11 protein-coding genes and 1 tRNA gene are annotated in these 15,927 nt (G+C 64.4%); 6 read left to right on the plus strand and 6 right to left on the minus strand.

Annotation, left to right across the window (positions count from 1 at the left end; genetic code table 11):
* The first annotated feature begins 39 nt into the window (after window positions 1-39).
* On the plus strand, window positions 40-1,059 hold the full coding sequence (locus H6718_01910; GenBank protein MCB9584119.1) for a hypothetical protein: 1,020 nt from the start codon (window positions 40-42) through the stop codon (window positions 1,057-1,059).
* Window positions 1,060-1,087: 28 nt separating this feature from the next.
* On the opposite strand, the gene H6718_01915 is transcribed toward H6718_01910, so the two are convergent.
* The 3 genes from H6718_01915 to H6718_01925 all read right to left on the minus strand — a co-directional run bounded on the left by H6718_01915 (window position 1,088) and on the right by H6718_01925 (window position 7,528).
* Entirely contained in the window at window positions 1,088-3,790 is a 2,703-nt protein-coding gene (locus H6718_01915; protein ID MCB9584120.1) for an N-acetylmuramoyl-L-alanine amidase, read from the minus strand.
* 242 nt (window positions 3,791-4,032) lie between these two features.
* Complete coding sequence (locus tag H6718_01920) at window positions 4,033-6,780, minus strand: PAS domain-containing protein (GenBank protein MCB9584121.1); 2,748 nt, start codon at window positions 6,778-6,780, stop codon at window positions 4,033-4,035.
* A gap of 112 nt (window positions 6,781-6,892) precedes the next feature.
* Window positions 6,893-7,528: a hypothetical protein gene (locus tag H6718_01925; protein MCB9584122.1), complete on the minus strand. Its 636-nt coding sequence runs from the start codon at window positions 7,526-7,528 to the stop codon at window positions 6,893-6,895.
* A gap of 220 nt (window positions 7,529-7,748) precedes the next feature.
* Here H6718_01925 and H6718_01930 point away from each other — a divergent pair, with 220 nt between their 5' ends.
* On the plus strand, window positions 7,749-8,948 hold the full coding sequence (locus tag H6718_01930) for a hypothetical protein (protein ID MCB9584123.1): 1,200 nt from the start codon (window positions 7,749-7,751) through the stop codon (window positions 8,946-8,948).
* Window positions 8,949-8,968: 20 nt separating this feature from the next.
* Here H6718_01930 and H6718_01935 read toward each other — a convergent pair whose 3' ends face one another.
* From H6718_01935 to H6718_01945, 3 genes are all read right to left on the minus strand, one after another.
* A complete protein-coding gene (locus H6718_01935) occupies window positions 8,969-10,966 on the minus strand; it encodes a hypothetical protein (GenBank protein MCB9584124.1) in 1,998 nt (665 codons plus the stop codon).
* Window positions 10,967-11,054: 88 nt separating this feature from the next.
* The gene (locus tag H6718_01940) at window positions 11,055-12,632 is read right to left on the minus strand and encodes an alkaline phosphatase family protein (GenBank protein ID MCB9584125.1); all 1,578 of its coding nucleotides are present in this window, start codon (window positions 12,630-12,632) and stop codon (window positions 11,055-11,057) included.
* A gap of 90 nt (window positions 12,633-12,722) precedes the next feature.
* A complete protein-coding gene (locus tag H6718_01945; GenBank protein ID MCB9584126.1) occupies window positions 12,723-13,109 on the minus strand; it encodes a hypothetical protein in 387 nt (128 codons plus the stop codon).
* A 210-nt stretch (window positions 13,110-13,319) separates the two neighbouring features.
* Between H6718_01945 and H6718_01950 the strand changes: the two genes are divergently transcribed.
* The 4 genes from H6718_01950 (at window position 13,320) to H6718_01965 (ending at window position 15,890) form a co-directional block, all read left to right on the plus strand.
* Window positions 13,320-13,391 (plus strand) — tRNA-Gly (locus H6718_01950).
* A 509-nt stretch (window positions 13,392-13,900) separates the two neighbouring features.
* Window positions 13,901-14,230, plus strand: a complete 330-nt coding sequence (locus H6718_01955; GenBank protein MCB9584127.1) for a DUF4287 domain-containing protein — start codon at window positions 13,901-13,903, stop codon at window positions 14,228-14,230.
* A gap of 52 nt (window positions 14,231-14,282) precedes the next feature.
* Window positions 14,283-14,939 carry a TetR/AcrR family transcriptional regulator gene (locus H6718_01960; protein MCB9584128.1) on the plus strand — a complete coding sequence of 219 codons (657 nt, stop codon included), beginning with the start codon at window positions 14,283-14,285 and terminating at the stop codon, window positions 14,937-14,939.
* 81 nt (window positions 14,940-15,020) lie between these two features.
* The gene (locus tag H6718_01965) at window positions 15,021-15,890 is read left to right on the plus strand and encodes an SMI1/KNR4 family protein (protein MCB9584129.1); all 870 of its coding nucleotides are present in this window, start codon (window positions 15,021-15,023) and stop codon (window positions 15,888-15,890) included.
* Window positions 15,891-15,927 lie beyond the last annotated feature (37 nt).

A 15,927-nucleotide genomic window follows, 5' to 3' on the forward strand; every position in this document is an offset into this window, starting at 1 on the left:
GCCAACGTGTTTCCATGGGAGATCGTGTAGACTCCCCCCATGCGCTCCCGAATGCTCTCGCATCCACTGGTCCTGTTGTGCGTCACCTCCCTCGTTGCCTTGTCGGGGGTCACCGCCTGTGGAGATGACGACTCCGGCGGCAGCGGTGGCAGCGGTGGAACCGGCGGCAGCGGGGGACAACAGTCCGGCGGCAGCAGCGGAGCCGCAGCAACGGGCGGAACCAACACCAGTGGAGGCTCGCAGAGCGGCGGCAGCGGCGGCTCGACCGCAGGGAGCGGTGGTTCCGCAGGGCAGTCCGGCAGCGGTGGAACCGGCGGCAGCGGCGCAGGTCGCGGCTACTACTCGACGGATCGCAGCGAGTTCTTCGGGGCGCCTCGGTGCGCCGACCTGGAGGTCGATCTCTGCGACGACTTCGAGGCAGCCTCCCTCGACACCAACACCTGGACTGCCCGGGGCACCGTGACCTTGGACAACACCTTGGCCGCCCGAGGTAGTCAGTCGGCGCACTTCCACGCGGAAGGCAACGGCTTCGCGTACATCAGTGAAACCAAGACGTTTCCTGCAACGAACAATAGCTTCTGGGGGCGCATGTTCTTCTACATCGATGCACTCCCGGTGACTCCCGACTACGCCCACTTCACGCTGATCGAAGGCACCGGGACAGGCGACACGTCCCGGGTTCGTGTCGGCGGCCAGTATCGCAAGTTCGGCGTTGGGAGCGACGGCGGCCCCACGGGCGACTGGACCAACATCGACAAAGATCCGACCCAGCAGAGCGCCAAAGAAGTCCCCGAAAAGGAGTGGGTCTGCATCGAGTGGCAGTACGACGGCTCGAAGGACGAAACCCACTTCTTCTGGGACGGCGTGGAGCACCCGTCCCTCGCCACCTACCCCGCTGTGCCCCACGGGGGAAACTCTGGGGCGCAGTACCTGTTGCCCGACTTCAACGAGGTGTGGGTCGGCTGGTGGATGTATCAGGGCGGCTCGACGCCCGACCACTTCGACGTGTGGATCGACGAAGTGGCCATCGACGGCGAGCGCATCGGCTGCAGCCTGTAGCTCCGGTCGCTTCAGCAGTGCGCGCGAATCAGGCGTGCCGTCGCCTGCGGAGGGCCAAGATACTCATTGCCGCGAGGATCCACACGCCGTGGGCGGGGCCACCGCCGCTCGGGGTGCGGCAACCGCAGCCGGAGTCGCGAGTCGCGACTCCGCTACCATCGAGCATGTCACTGCCAGCGGAGCCACCTGTTGCAGGGGCGCCGGCGCCACCACCGTTACTGCTCGAGCCTCCCGAGCCGCTAGGCGTACAGTCTTCGTCAACCTCACCGTCGCAGTCATCGTCCAAGCCGTTGCAGATCTCGTCGCTGCACCCCGCTGCTTCCGACGCAGGGCCCGAGCTGAGCAGCGTCGCGCGATACTCCAACGCATCCCAGCCCCCTTGATCGGTGAACTCCTGCAACGTCCACTCACCCTCGAAGCCTGCGCCGGTGCTCAATCCGCAGCGCCACCCGAGCACCCCGCGCCCGCACCAGTCTGCGAGGCCATCTCCGTTCACATCGGCGAGGGCAAAACTCGAGTAGTACGCTTCACCCTTCCATTCAGCATCGTCGCTCCACGCGGGGCCGTCGATTTTCTCGAAGGTGCCGTTGTGGAAGACGTGACAGCGCACGCCGGCGTTCGCGCGGATGCATAGGTCCTGTCGTCCGTCGCCGTCGATGTCGCCAACGCGCAAGGTGGAGAAGTTCGACGGGTCGGACCAGCCACTTTCGTCGGTGTAGCCAGCTACTTGGATCTCGGGGTCAAAGCCGTTGCCGTTCGAAAACGCGCAGCTGAGCGAGGTCGCGCTCTTGCCGCATAGATCTGCCTTACCGTCGCCGTTCACGTCTGCGAGGCGCAGGGTGGACCAAGCCGAGAGCTTGTCCCACCCCTGATCGTTGCTCCAAGCCGGACCATCAATCTTATCCGTAGAGAAACCAGTGTCTGCCGCGAGCCAGCACACCACGCCCGCATTCGCACGGGCACACACGTCGCTCTTCCCGTCGCCGTTCAGATCGCCCATGCGAATCGTGCCGTAGTTGCGAGCGTGGTCCCAGCCGCTGTCGTCGGAGAGCGCCGGCCCCGGGAACTGGGTCCCGAAGCTCTTGCCATCACTCAGATGACACTCGAAGCTCGTCGCTGAGCGACCGCATAGATCTTCCATCCCGTCACCGTTGACGTCGGCGAGGCGCAGCGTGGTGTAGAACTTCGGGCGGTTCCAGGAGCCCGCGTCCGCCATGCCGTCATACCAGCGCCCGCTCCCGGGTGCGTCGAGCCCTTCAGCTGAGCCCAGGGAGCACTCCACGCCGTCGTTTGAACGGGCACACAGGTCAGCGAAACCGTCTCCGTTGATGTCGCCCATGCGGAACGTGGAGAAGTTGCTCACGTCATCCCAGCCTTGAGCGTTCCCCCAGCCTGGCTTCGTCTCGGTCTTGGCCGCCCAGCCGCTGTCTTGGGCGAAGTGACACCACACCCCCGAGTAGCCACGGCCACATACATCCGCCTGGCCATCTCCGTTCACGTCAGTAGTGGAGGGAGGCGCATAGGCTCCCGGCTCGTTCTGCAGCAAGCCGACTTCGCAAACGTCTCCTTCGTCGATCTCTCCGTTGCAGTTGTCGTCCTTGCCGTTGCAAGTCTCCGTCGCCGCGTTGCAGCAGCCGCCGCAGCCGCACTGGACGTACTCCATGAACTTCTTCCAGTCCCATCCAGCACCAGGATCGGTGTGATCGGAGCAATCGGGCGTCTCGCCGTGGCCGCGGATATGGGCGCGGTCACACGGAATATTGTTGCGGTCGCAGATCGACTTCACGAGCTTGGCGCTCGAGCAGTACATGGCGTCGGTGAACCACTTGTTGGGATCATCGACGAACCCTTCGTGCTCGATTCCAACAGAGTGCGTGTTGAAACACGCATCGTGGTAGGCGACGTCGTTCTCTTCTACGAGCTGCACTACCTCGCCGCCGGAAGACACCACGTAGTGCGCGCTGACTCCAGACGCGCAGTTCTTGAGCCAGCCCCAGCAGCCAGAGAAACCTCCCTGACAGGTGTGGATCACGATGTCCGTGATGTCCGAAGCACCACGATTGGAGGCGCTGTAGTTTCCGCTGCACGCCGGGCCAACCCAATTCGCTCCACTGTAGTCCGGCTTGAGTTCTGCACTCTGTTGCCCGAGGGATTCACCGCCGGAGTAAGCACCATCGAAAACGATGCTGAGGCCGTCGCTGTCCGTGCCGCGCACCCCATCCACGGCCACGCGAACCACGCGCCTCGCAAACTCAACACCGGCGTCCGGGTTCACCTCACCTGGCCCGAATGCTTGCAGCGCGGCCTCCCACGAGCCCTGACGTTCCCGCAGGTCAGCGAGAACGAGAGCCGCGCCGTAGATGTTGGCTTCGGCGTCATCACTCAGATCGTCCTCGCTCAGGCCCGAGAGTCGCGCTGCGCTGGTGAGGCTCTGCCGCTCGACCAGCTGCATCAAGCCGTGGCCACCCCAAGCAGACGGCTCCGAATGGCGCGTGGAAAAGCGCGTCTGCACGTAGGCAACACCCACGAGGTACTCCACGGGCACTCCGGTTTGCTCCGACACCCGTTGGAACGACGCCACCAACGGAGACGACCCGCGCAGCGCTCGCTGCGACGCGGAGCTGCTCGGCGCTGGGCTCTCCCCCGCGCTACAGGCACCGAGCGCGCCTGCGGAGAGCAACGTGAGACTCAACCCAAATACTGCGCTGCGAGCGCGCTTCCAAGAATGCACAACCAAGGCCATTGCCCGCCACGACTGCAGTTAGGGTGCCAAACCCGAGGAGCCGGCGCGCACTACACCCCGAACGTCGCTTGCTGCTGAGCTTGGAAGCTAGCGCCTGAGAACGGGCGAAACGGCGCAAGAATGCCCATAGCCGCTGGGTGGCCGGCCGCCTTCGCCGAGAGCGTTGTGCAAGCGCTTGTGCAAGTCGTGCAGGGATTTGTGCGCCGAGTGAATCCCCGCGGCACGAACGCCTATGTCTGTTCGGCCGGCCAGGTGAAATGGAATCGCGCTCCGCTGCCGAGCTCCGAGTCGACCGAGACGCGTCCCCCCGCGGCCTCCACGAGCTTCTTCACGATGGCCAGTCCAATTCCGGTGCCGTCCTCGGTGTCACCGCTCAGCGTCTGGAAGATCACCCAGATCCGCTCGTGGTGTCGTGGGTCGATGCCAGGGCCGTTGTCACTGACGGTGAAATGGACCGCCTTCCCTTCGAGTTCCGCGCTGACTTTGACCTCGGGAGCGGTTGGATTCGCGAACTTCGTGGCGTTGCTGATCAGGTTCAACAGCACTTGCTCGAGGGGCAGGCGTTGGGCGGAGATCTCGATGGCTGCGGGGACGGCCACCTCCACGTCCTTTCCCGACGGAACCATCTCGCAAACTTCAGCGATCAGGCGGGCAACGTCCAAGCTCTGATACTCGTGGGTCTGGCGTCCTGCGCGGCTGAAATCCAGCACGCCGTTGATCAGTCCTTCCATACGGGCCACGCGCTTCTTCATCAGCAAGAGATGTTCCTCGATCTTCTCGAAGTTGCCCTCACGTCGTTCCTCTTCGATCCACTCAGACAGCATCGAGATCCCGCGCAGCGGCGCTTTGAGGTCGTGGCTGACCACGTAGGCGAACTGGTCAAGCTCGCGGTTCTTGCGCTCGAGCTGACGGATCAGGCGGTCGTGCTCCTCCTGCAGACGCTTCTGCGCGTCGATGTTCGTGTTGGTGCCAAACCAGCGCAGGATGCGGCCATCGGCGTTACGGAGCGGCGCGACGCGGGTAAGAAACCAGCGGTACTCCCCGTCAGCGCCTTTGAGCAGGAACTCCATCTCGAACGGTTCCCCTGTTTCGAGACAACGATTCCAGCGTGCCAGCGCCTCTTCCAACAGGCTGGGGTGGTGCAGGTCCCTCCAACCCCAACCGGCAACGTCATCGAAGGTCTTGCCGGTATACTCGTAGAAGCGGCGATTGTAGAAGTCGATGTATCCGTCCGGTAACGCAGACCAAGCAAGGGCCGGGACGTTTTCCACTACCGCCCTGAACTGCTCTTCGCTGGCACGAGCTTGTTCGAGCAGCTCCTCTCGCTCCGCTTCCGTGCGCTTCTGTTCGTCGATGTCCGTACACGTACCGAACCACTTGACGATACGCCCCCGTGAGTCCCGCACGGCGACTGCACGAGCCAAGAACCAGTGATAGACACCGTCCCTCCGACGCCTCAGGTACTCCATCTGGAACGGCTCTCCGCTCGCGAAGCACATCTGCCACTGACGTTCGGCGTTTTCCCGGTGGTCCGGATGCAGGCTCTCAGCCCACTGCGTGGCGGCAGGGGCGTCCTCTGAGTAGCCGGTGTATTGATACCAACGCCGATTGAAGTAGTCGTGCACGCCGTTCGGCTCGGCCATCCACACCAGGTTCGGGATCGTTTCCGCAAGCAAACGATATTGGTGTTCTGAACCCTCCTCCAACCAGAAGCGCTCCACGCCGATGCTGAGCTGAGTCGCAAGGGACATCAGCGTCTCGAGCGAGCTCGGAGGCAGAGGGCGAGCCGTCCAAACCAAGAGCACGCCCACAGCGCGCTCTTCGACGGCCATTGGGAAGACTGATGCCGTGGAGATCACCGTACTCCCCAGGTGGATGCTCTCGTTGAGCAGCGGCCGACGTCGCTCCATCGAGCGCTTGAGCCAGTCCTCTAGCCCGAGCCGCTGGGGCGCCTCCGAGTTAGCACCTGGCGCTAGATGGGCCGCCTCCAGCACCAGCTCCGTTTCGGACTCGAAGGTCCAGACCGCGGCGCCCTCCGCCGCCAACCGCAAGCCGATCGCTCGGCAGCTGCTCGACAGCGCCGACTCGAGCGTCAGGGACTCCGAGAGCGCCACGCCCACGTCACCCGCCAGCGCCGCCGCCGCTTCGCTCTGCTTGCGCTCCGTTACGTCCAGTACCGTACCGATGAAGCGCAGCGGGGTGTCACTCACCACGCGACCACTGGCGGACAGCCAGTGCATTCGCCCCGCGTGCCCGAAGGTACGGTAGTCGATGTCGTACTCGCCGCCCTTGCCGGCTTGAAGCGCCGCCTGCACCGCGGAATCGACGCGCTCTCGATCCTCCGGGTGCACGCGCTCGAGGAACCGCGCGTAGCTCACCGCAGAGTCCGCCGTGAGTCCAAAGAGCTCTCGCGTGCGAGCGTCCCAGTTGAGCACCTCAGTGGAGACGTTGTAGTCCCAAATCCCGATACCAGAGGCCAACGTGGCCAGCTGCAAGCGCTCAGCGAGGTGCTCGCTGCGCGCCCGAGCAGCTCGCTGACGCTCGTAGAGCAACGCGTTGTCCAGAGCCATGGCACAGCGACTCGCGAGCTCTTCAGCGACGCGCAACGTACCCTGGCCGTGGCGTCGGCTAGAACCCCCGTACACCAGCGTAAGCACCCCGAGCACGTTTCCGTGTGAGACCAGCGGAACACGCGCCAGTGAGTCCACACCCAACGCTTGCAAGAGCTGCAGATGCTGTACGTCACCAGCTGCTGACTCCAGAACATCGCGGGGTACTTCGATGTTGAGCGCCGAGACGCCGCTCTGGGCGACCTCGTCGGCGCTCTTCATGCACGCCGGCGCAGCGCGGCAGTGGAGCAGGAGTTCGTCTGCCAGTCGCTGAAGCCCTGGGTCGCGGTGATGCACGACGACTCGTTCGAGGGCACCGCCGTCGACCACGAGGTCAAGCACGCTCCAGTCGCCCAGGCTCGGCACCACGAGGCGTGCGATCTTGCCCAGCGTAGCGCGGAAGTCCGTCGCGCCAGCGAGCAGCGCACCTGCTTCCAGCAGCAGGTTGAACGCGTCGGGCGGCTCATCGGAGGTGCGGGGGTCAGCCAGGGGACTTCTCCTTGAGGCTGTCGAGCAGCGTCATGAAGGCTTCGCGGGCTGCCTCCACGGTGTTCTTCGGCCCCGTGAGCTTCAGGAAGTAGTTCCCCGAGGATTTGGTCTGAGCGATCGCTCCAATCATCGCAAAGCCCGGCTTCGGCGGCTTGGGGGCCATCGGTCGCCCTGGCTGGTACGTCCCTTCAATGTCGAAGAGCGTGAGCTCGATCGCTCCCAGCGTTTTCTTGCTCTGCTTGCCGTCGGCGACGCTCTTGCCGAACTGCCCGGCCCAGCGCTTGAGGTTGGGGTCGGTGCCACCGCCCATGCTGGGACCGAAGTAGAAGACGCCGAGCTCTGCGTCTTCTGCGTCACCTGCTTGCTTCGGGTAGCGGTAGGCAGCGCGGCGCACGTCCCGCGCCTGGAGGGTTTCTACGATCCAGGGACTCGGTGCCTCCCACGCGATCTTCAGCTCCACGCGTGGGGCGCCGACGCCGCTCTTGCCGGAAGTTGGAGTGGTCACTGCAGTGGCGCTTGGCGCGCTGCTCACCGCCGCTCGGTTGGTTCCCCCTTGATCGTCGGTTCGCTCACAGGAACAACACTCCAGCAGCACGATGAGCGCTACTAGGCGCCGAGGTTCGAACATGGGGGAGAGTCTGAAGACGCCCGCGAGTTCGGTCCAGCGCATTGCGTCGTAGGCGCTGCAAGACGCTGGCTGGGACGCACGCGCGTATGGGCAGCGGCGCAAACGCCACGCTCCCTGCAGCATGTTGCGGCCGTCTCTTGCAGGAGAGACCTGTCCCGAAATCCTAAGCGGCGTCGCTTCATTTCCTTGTGGTTAGAAGGTGAACTGGCGACGCTGGGGCATGTCACGCCTCTCCTCCCCGCTCGCCGTTTTGCTTGGAGCCGCGGCTGTCTTCTCGTGCTCGACCTCCGAGTCAACACCCGAAGGCGATCCGAACCAGCTCATCGTGCAATCCGACGCCGTGACGGTGCCCGCCGGGAGTGAGCGCTACATGTGCTACGCGCACACGCTCACCGAAGACGTCTACGTCGACCGCTTCGAGTACAGCGCGCGACCGGTGGTGCATCACTTCCTGCTGGCGAAGACCCTCACCCCCGAACCCGAGGGTCTAACCGACTGCAGCGACGTGCTATTCCGCTTCAGCTGGCTTCCGCTATTTGGAGCTGGAAAAGGTGACTCGCAACTCCAGCTCCCTGACGACAGCGCCGTGGTACTGCCGAAAGGCACGCAGGTACTGCTCCAGCTGCACTTGCTCAACACGACGAACAAAGAAGTCACCGATCGCCCACAGATCACCCTACGCAAGACCCAGGACAAAAGCCGCATGCCTGCCGGCATCTACGCTTTTGGCACGGACAAGATCGCGCTTGGCGCCAACGCCAAGGGCAGCGTGGTGGACAACTGCACGATGACGGAAGACATCGAGCTTTTTGGGTTGCTCGCTCACATGCACTACCTCGGAGAGAACCTGACCTTCGAGACGGCCTCGAGTGGCGGGCAGCTCGAGCAGCGTTACCGCAAGGATCCATGGAACTTCGATGCGCAGATCATCGAACCGATTTCCTTGAAGCTCAAGGCGGGGGACCAAACCCGGGTGACATGTAACTACGACAACAGCACCCCAGGGGAAGTGGGCTTCGGGGAGAGCTCCAACGACGAGATGTGCTTCCTGGTGGGTTTCGCCAAGAACCGTACGTCCCTAGACGGCTGCTTGACCTTTGGTGGTGGCGGGGACCAGGACGCCGGGGTGCCCCCAGATCCCGATGCTGGGGTATGCGGAGAGCAGCAAGAGAACCCCACGGGAATCGGCCGCGCTTGCAGCAAAGGCGGAGGTGAGTGCGCCGACGGGCATGTCTGCTCCTCGGATCAGGGCCAGACCCCTGACGGGGCGCCCGGCTTCTGCCTGAAGATCGGCTGCGCCGACACGGCGGCTTGTGGCGGCGGCGGCGCGACCTGCTGTGCCCCGGCCGAGGGCGGAGGCGTGATCAAGATCTGCGTGCCTGAAGCCTGCCGCCCCGCGGATTGTATCCCCGCGGAATAAACTTCAAGTAAGCTACACCATCAGGGGCTGCAGACCATGCCGACGCTCACGTTGTCGAAGCGTCCGGTATACTGACCGCTACAGTTTCCGATGCAGCCCGCTTGGAAGTACGGTCCGCTGTAGTTCAGCGCCTCCCCGGTGTACGTGCCATCGACGGCTGTACTCGAGAACCCGTAGCTCCCCGACTTCGGATCGGCGAAGCTCGACCCGTCGTTGCGCGCCTCGAGGCGCCAGGCGTTGGTGCCCGCGGTGTAGGTCACGCGCGCGCTGAGATAGCTCTCGGTGCCAAACGTCCCGCTCTCAATCAGGCGCGTGATACTGCCGTTACGCAAGCCGTTGACGAACCGCACGAGCTGCACCCGCGGCGAGCTTGAGCTCCCAGGGGCAAAGATCACCGCGTAACCCTTGGAGGTCGCGCTCGCACTACACGTGGTGTGGCTCGCATCGAGTCCCGTCGCGGAGTCCGTGGCGAGCACGTACGCGAGACCGACGGTGACGCCGTTCTGGCTGCTCGCGGTGGAACAGCTGAAGCCGCCGTTCGTCGTGGTGCTGGGATTGCTACGCTGGAAGTTGAAGCTCCAGACGACGTCTTGGCCGGAGTTGGCGGACAACACCGAGTTGTAGAGCGAGGTGTCGTAAGCCGCGCCCGTGCCCGCAGTAGCGACGTAAGCGTAGCCTTGGCCGTGGTTGCCGTGACTACTCAACACCTCGAAGCGTCCGGAGTAGATGCGATCTCCGAAACCGGAGCGGGTGATCGCGCGCCAGGGGCTACCGCTGATCGGAACATCGGAGCCCGAGGTGTAGCTACTGGAAGAAGGCGTGGAGAACGCGTCGGCGAATACGCTGGTGAGCGTGGTCGGGCACGGCGGACGGCAGCTACCGTTTGTGTCACACGTGTCTCCAGGACTGCAGTCGTTCGACGAGAGGCACTCAACACAAGCGGAGCTCGTACCGAGGTCTTTGCAGTGCGGCGTCCCAACACCACATGCGGTGCAGCTGTCACCGCAGGCCGCATCCGACTTGCAAACCTGGCAAGCACCAGCGCTGCATTGCTGATTGCTTCCGCACGGCATACACGAGGCACCGCAGAAGGCGTTCGACGTGCAGGCCTGGCAGCTTCCGGAGACGCAACGCTTGCCGCTACCACACTGGGCGTTCGTCAGGCACTCCACGCAGGCGAAACTCGTTTGGTCGCAGTACTCCCCAGCAGCCTGGCAGTCACTGCAGGAAGCGCCGCAGTGGGTGTCGGTGTCACACACCGTGCAGCTTCCGGTCTCACAGTAGTTGCCGCTCCCGCAGCTTTGGTCCGTGGAGCAGTCGAGGCAGCGCGCGCCGCTGCAACCAAAGCTGCAGGTTTCGTCGGTGTACCCGTAGTCGCAAGTCCCGCCGCTGCAGGTACCCGTGGCGTCGTAGCGCCGAAGCGCGTTCGCCGACGCGCAGCTGTCAGCTGGCGGATTCGCGCAGCTCACGCCGGCGCACGGATCGTTGACGCAAGCGCCCGCAGAGCAGCCGTCTGCGCAAGTGAGCGTCATCGACGTGTAGTCACAGCTACCCCCGTTGCAGGTTCCCTGGGGATCGTACGCAACCAAGTCGTTCCCGCTACATTGGTTCGCTGGAGGAGTGTTGCAGGTCACTCCCACGCAGGGATCCCCGACGCAGGCATCATCGGCGCAACCATCACTACAAGGAACGCGTTGTTCGCTGTAGCTGCACGCTCCGTTGTCGCAAGTCCCTGGGACCTCATACGTGATGAGGTAGCTCGCGTCCGCAGGGTCGCAGTGGTTCTTGGGCGGCAGCGTGCAGGTGACTCCTTCGCAAGAATAGGTCGCGCCAGAGTTTCCCTCTCCCCCAACCCCGCTCGTCCCTCCCGCTCCACCTACGGAACCGCCTGAGCCTGCGTTGGCGCCCGTCCCCGCCGCGCCCCCGGCGCCGCCTTGGCCGTTCGGCGAATTAGAAGACGCAGCGCTGCACGCGCCCAGCAACGTCAGGCACAAGAAGCCAAGCAACCGTTTGGTCATCCCGCCATCCTAACAGAGGCCGGGCGGCCGGATTAGAGCCTTCTAACCAGCGGAGATGCTTGAAATATTTGGGAAACCTGGCGACAGGCTAGCGCACCTTGAGAACACCTAGCTCTTGGCCCCAGCGCAGCACGTGCTCCGACTCTCCGAGCCCGTCGTGGGAAATCCGCTTGGCGTAGTGGGGCAGACGTCGCGCCACCGCGGCCATCTCCGGGTGCTCCCCGCCAAGTCGCGGACGACTCAGGAGGCGAGAGCGCGAGATGGAGAGCTGCGGGAGCACCGGGGGCGGCGCAGGGTTCTCGAGATAGTACGGGTCGATGCACGCAGAGAAGTCGTTGGTCACCGCCACGCGATCGTTCAGGTAAGGGATCCCGAAGCGGGTAGACAGCGTCTTCGCGACTGAAGAGTGCTCGAGTTGCGCGCTCACGACGCATCCGCGCCGAACATGGGGCCCGAGCACCAGGCTCGGTACGCGGAACCCCAGCTGCTCGAACTCCGAGCGCTCATCGGTGGTCTTCGGAGGCGGAACGTGATCGTAGAAGCCGCCGTGCTCGTCATACGTGATCACGAACAAGCACTTATTCCACAGGGAACTGGAAGCGAGCGCCGCAACGATGGTTGAGATCAGCGCCTGCCCGAGCTGCACGTCGTGGTCCGGGTGATCGTCGTTGGCGCCTGCACCGAAGAACTGCGGGTCGATGAGCGAGAACTGGGGCAGCGTTCCCATCACGCAGGCCTCGAAAAACTTCGAGATCGAAGCATTGCCCGAAGTCTTTCCCAGGCCGCCGAGGGCCCACGCGAGATCGTGGTAATAGTTGGTGTTGGAGATGTTCGCGTCGTTGAGCCGCGCCCAGATCGATTTCGAATTCAGACCAAATTGAGGCAGATTCGACTTGCCACCGTTGGCTGAACCCGCGTGCAAGTAAAAGCGATTCGGCCACGTCGGCCCCATCACCGATGCGTAGTAGCGATCGCAAATCGCTCCCGCATCCGCCAGGGCGTAGGTGGTCGGGATCTGGCTCCGCACGTGATAGCCCATCACGTCCTCTTGGGAGCTGCCCGCGTGTTCCAACACGAAGCCGTCGTTCAGGCCACCGTTGAACTGGTTGTGACACGCATCCCAGCCGTGAGGCGGATCCTCCGGAGTGAAGTCGTCGAGCTGGTGAACGAATACCTGGCCACCGTTGGGAGCCGGGTTCGTTTCCGTGCCCGTGAGCCCGTCCACACTCATCCCCTCGAGGAATTTCAAGGAGCCCAGGTAGTGATCGAAGGAGCGGTTCTCCATGCACAGCACGACCACGTGGTCGATCTTCGAGAGCAGCTGGGAGGGCGTCAGGCCATTGGTCGCCGTGCAGCTCGGCTCTCCGCCTTCACCACCCGTACCACCAGTTCCCGCTTCGCCCGCGCTACCCGCAGAGCCGGCTTCACCACCTGCTCCACCGTTTCCGCCGGGATTCGTGCCACCGCTAGCTCCGATGCCCCCGTTGCCCGCGGTCGCACCGCCCACGCCTGCGGTGCCGCCGGACGTGCCTCCAGCGCCGCCCGCCCCGGTGTTGGCCGTGGTGGACTCCCCGTCAGAACCGCAGCCGACCACGCTGCCGCTCACTGTTGCCCCGATGCCCGCCAGCACCGTGCGTCGTGTGATCCCTCGCTTGCTCTTGCTCATGCCTCTCCTCACACGCCGTCTGTCGGCGTCTCCCGCACGGAAAGTATACTGACACCACGTGCACCGTGAGCACGCGTTCGCACTCGTCTCTTAGCGGCCCACGCACACCCCCGCCTGACACACGGCTTCCCGCAGGTACGGAGACCACAGGACGTCACCGCAGTGCTGCGCTTCCCAAGCGTCTTCGAGGGGACGCATCGCCCGAGCCGACGACTTCGCAACGGCGTCCGGACAGGTGCGCGCGAGGGCGTTCGGGCATTCGTGTCCCCCGTAAAGATCGCAGTCTGCGTCGCTGTCACAGGTTTGGGGGAGCTTCGCCAAGCGCGCCTGCTCACGCCGCACGTCTTGACGGATCTGCTCGCAAGACGCGCCAGGCGACGCCGATACAGTGGGCCGTGCGGCACTCGGCGCTGGCTCCGGCGCCTGCTGACAAGCGACGATCGCCACCGCCAGCATCGGAAGTCCCCACGCGCGCATGCGTCAGTTTACGTCGCCGCGCCGTCCCCGCTGCCTCCGGGTTTGGGGGTGAGGCGCGGCGCACAGTCCCCCGGGACCAGCCCAAAGCAACCGCTCGGCTCAGCACCGGCCACGCGCCCCGGACGCACCGCACAGAAATGTTTCGAGTCGCCTTGACAGATCCGCCGCCGGCCAATACAAGTTCGCTCCCTCCTCAACGAGGGACCGCTTGCGGGAGTAACTCAGCGGTAGAGTGCAACCTTGCCAAGGTTGACGTCGAGGGTTCGAATCCCTTCTCCCGCTCTATTGAAAAGAAGCCCCATTCGGGGCTTTTTTCGTTTTGTCAGGGTTCTCTGACCTCGGGTACGCGAGCAAAGCTCGCGCAGACTCCCTCGGTTTCGAATCCCTTCTCCCGCTCTATTGAAAGAAAGCCCCTTCGGGGGCTTTTTTCGTTCCATCAGGGTTCTCTGACCTCGGGAGCGCCAAGCCTTCGGCTTGGACGCAGACTCCCTCGGTTTCGAATCCCTTCTCCCGCTCATAGTCGGACGCTGAAGCGTCCTCCCAAGGTCAGGGAATCGACCTCCGCGCATCACGGCAGCTTCGCTGCCGCGGAAGCACGCCGTCTCGACTTCCAGGCGCGTCCACGCACCGGGTTGACATCGACGCGAGCCCAGTATCCCCAATCCTTGGCGCTCTTGGCGTCCTTGGCGGTTCGTCCCGAAGCCGCCACTCCTCCGCATCCATGCGGATACACCAGAGCTCAGCACTGGAGTTCGCTTGATCCTTTCGATAGAGTGGACTACATCCAATTCATGTCCTTCCAGGCGTACATCGACAACATCCAGGCGAAGACGGGGCTGACGCCCGAGCAGTTTCGGAAAGCGGCGGAGAAGCGCGGCCTGCTGGGGGACGTGCGCGCGACCCAGTTCACCGACTGGCTCGCCGCGGACTATGATCTGGGCCTGGGGCACGCCCGGGCGCTGTGGGCGTACTTCAAGAACCAGGGCTGGGTCGGCGCGGCAGGCGCGGTGACCAAGGCGGCGAAGGCAAGCAAGACGGCGAAAGCCACCCAGACGGCCAAGCCAGCGAAGACCGCCAAGCCAGCAAAGACCGCCAAGCCAAAGCAGGCGAAGGCCAAGTGACGACTCAGGCAATTCGCGCCCGGGAGGCGCGAACAAGTAACAATCCTCCCGGATGCGGAAACTGAAGAAGCGAGCGTATTCGTCCCCTCTGCGTGAAGAAGGCCGAGCGCAGACCCAGCGCCAAATCCTGGACGCGACGCGCGATCTGCTCGGCAAGCAGAGCCTCGAGCAGGCCACCATCGCCGACATCGCGGAGGCCGCGGGCGTAGGGACCTCCACGGTCTACGCCGCCTTCAAGTCGAAGGACGGCATCGTGCGTCAACTATTCGAAGAGGCGCTATTTGGTCCGAAGTTCAAGGCGGCGTTTGCGCGCCTGGAAACGGCGAGCGATCCCATCGACGCCGTCGCAGCCACCGCGCAGGTCGCTCGGAGCATCTACGATGGCGAGCGAGCAGCTCTGGGGGACTTGCGGGCGCACGCTGCGGGCTCTGCGGCACTTCACGAGCTCGACCAACGCTTCGAAGAGCTTCGCTTCGAGATGCAGCGCGCTCGCGTCGAGCGCTTGGCAAAAGCCGGGCTCTTGCGCCCCCCATTGAAGCGGCTGGAGGCACGGCGAATCGCTTGGATGTACACGGGCCGCCCCGTGTACACGATGCTCGCCGTCGAGAGCGGCTGGGGTTCCAAGCGCTACGCCCAGTGGTTGGAACAGACGCTACTCGAAGCGCTGGTGTGTCCCCAGGCCCTGGCGGAGTGGCGCGAGAAGCGCTAGCCAGCGACTCCTGCATCCCCGTGGATACGCATAGGGAGCGCACTGGCGTTCTCTCCCGCGCCGAACTAGGGTGCAGCCGCGATGAGTGCAGTGGGACGCAGCGGAACGATTGAGGCACTGGACAGCGATGGTCTAGGCTGGATCGCGCTCGACGGCGGCGGACGGCTCCGCTTCGGCGCGTCGGCTTGTGGATTCGCGCCACGGGTCGGACAGCGAGTCACGGTGCTGGAACAGAAGGGCGGGCTGCTGCGCAGCAAACGGGCAACGAAGCTGCGCCTCGACAGCGCGGAGGCAGCAGAACCGCCAGCGGCGCGGCCATCGAGCATTGACGCCATCGAAGCCCTGGGCGTCACCATCGACGAAGATCTGCGGCGGGTGCTGGCGCGCTGCGACGAAGACGACCAACTCTTCAGTGACTTCGCGACCGTGCTGTTCGACGTCGAACCCTTCCCCGCGACGGAAATCGACTGCCACAATCCGTGGCTGTTGGTGATAGCCATGAACGGCGGCGGCAGCGCCTACGGCCTGTACCTCCACCCGGACGCGGGAACGGAAGCCGGCGCGCCCTGGGTGTTCTGGGAGCACGAGGACGGCACCGTGTACTCCCTCGCCGCGAGCACTCGAGAGTTCTTCGAGAGATTGCTCAGCAGCGCAGACTTCCTCGACGACCAAGCGCCGGTGGAGCGCCTCCGCGGCGCGCTTCTTGAGCTGGGTCTTACGTGCAACGAGCGCGCGCCACGCTTCGACACGGACCAGCTCGCGCCCTGGCTGCCGCCGGCCAACGCGGACCTCTTGTCCCTCGATGACTACGTCACGCTTGCCAGCGACGATCCCGCGCAAGCCGAACAGGGTCTGCTGGGACACCTGGGCGCTGAGAACGAACCCGAGGCACTCGAGATCCTGGAAGCACTATATCGCCAGCGCGGTTGGTCGCTGCCTTTCCAAGCTTAGCGCGCACGCAAGCCTTCAGCGCCTACGCATCGTCCGT

The sequence above is a fragment of the Polyangiaceae bacterium genome, assembly GCA_020633205.1.
Lineage (GTDB): Bacteria > Myxococcota_A > Polyangia > Polyangiales > Polyangiaceae > JAHBVY01.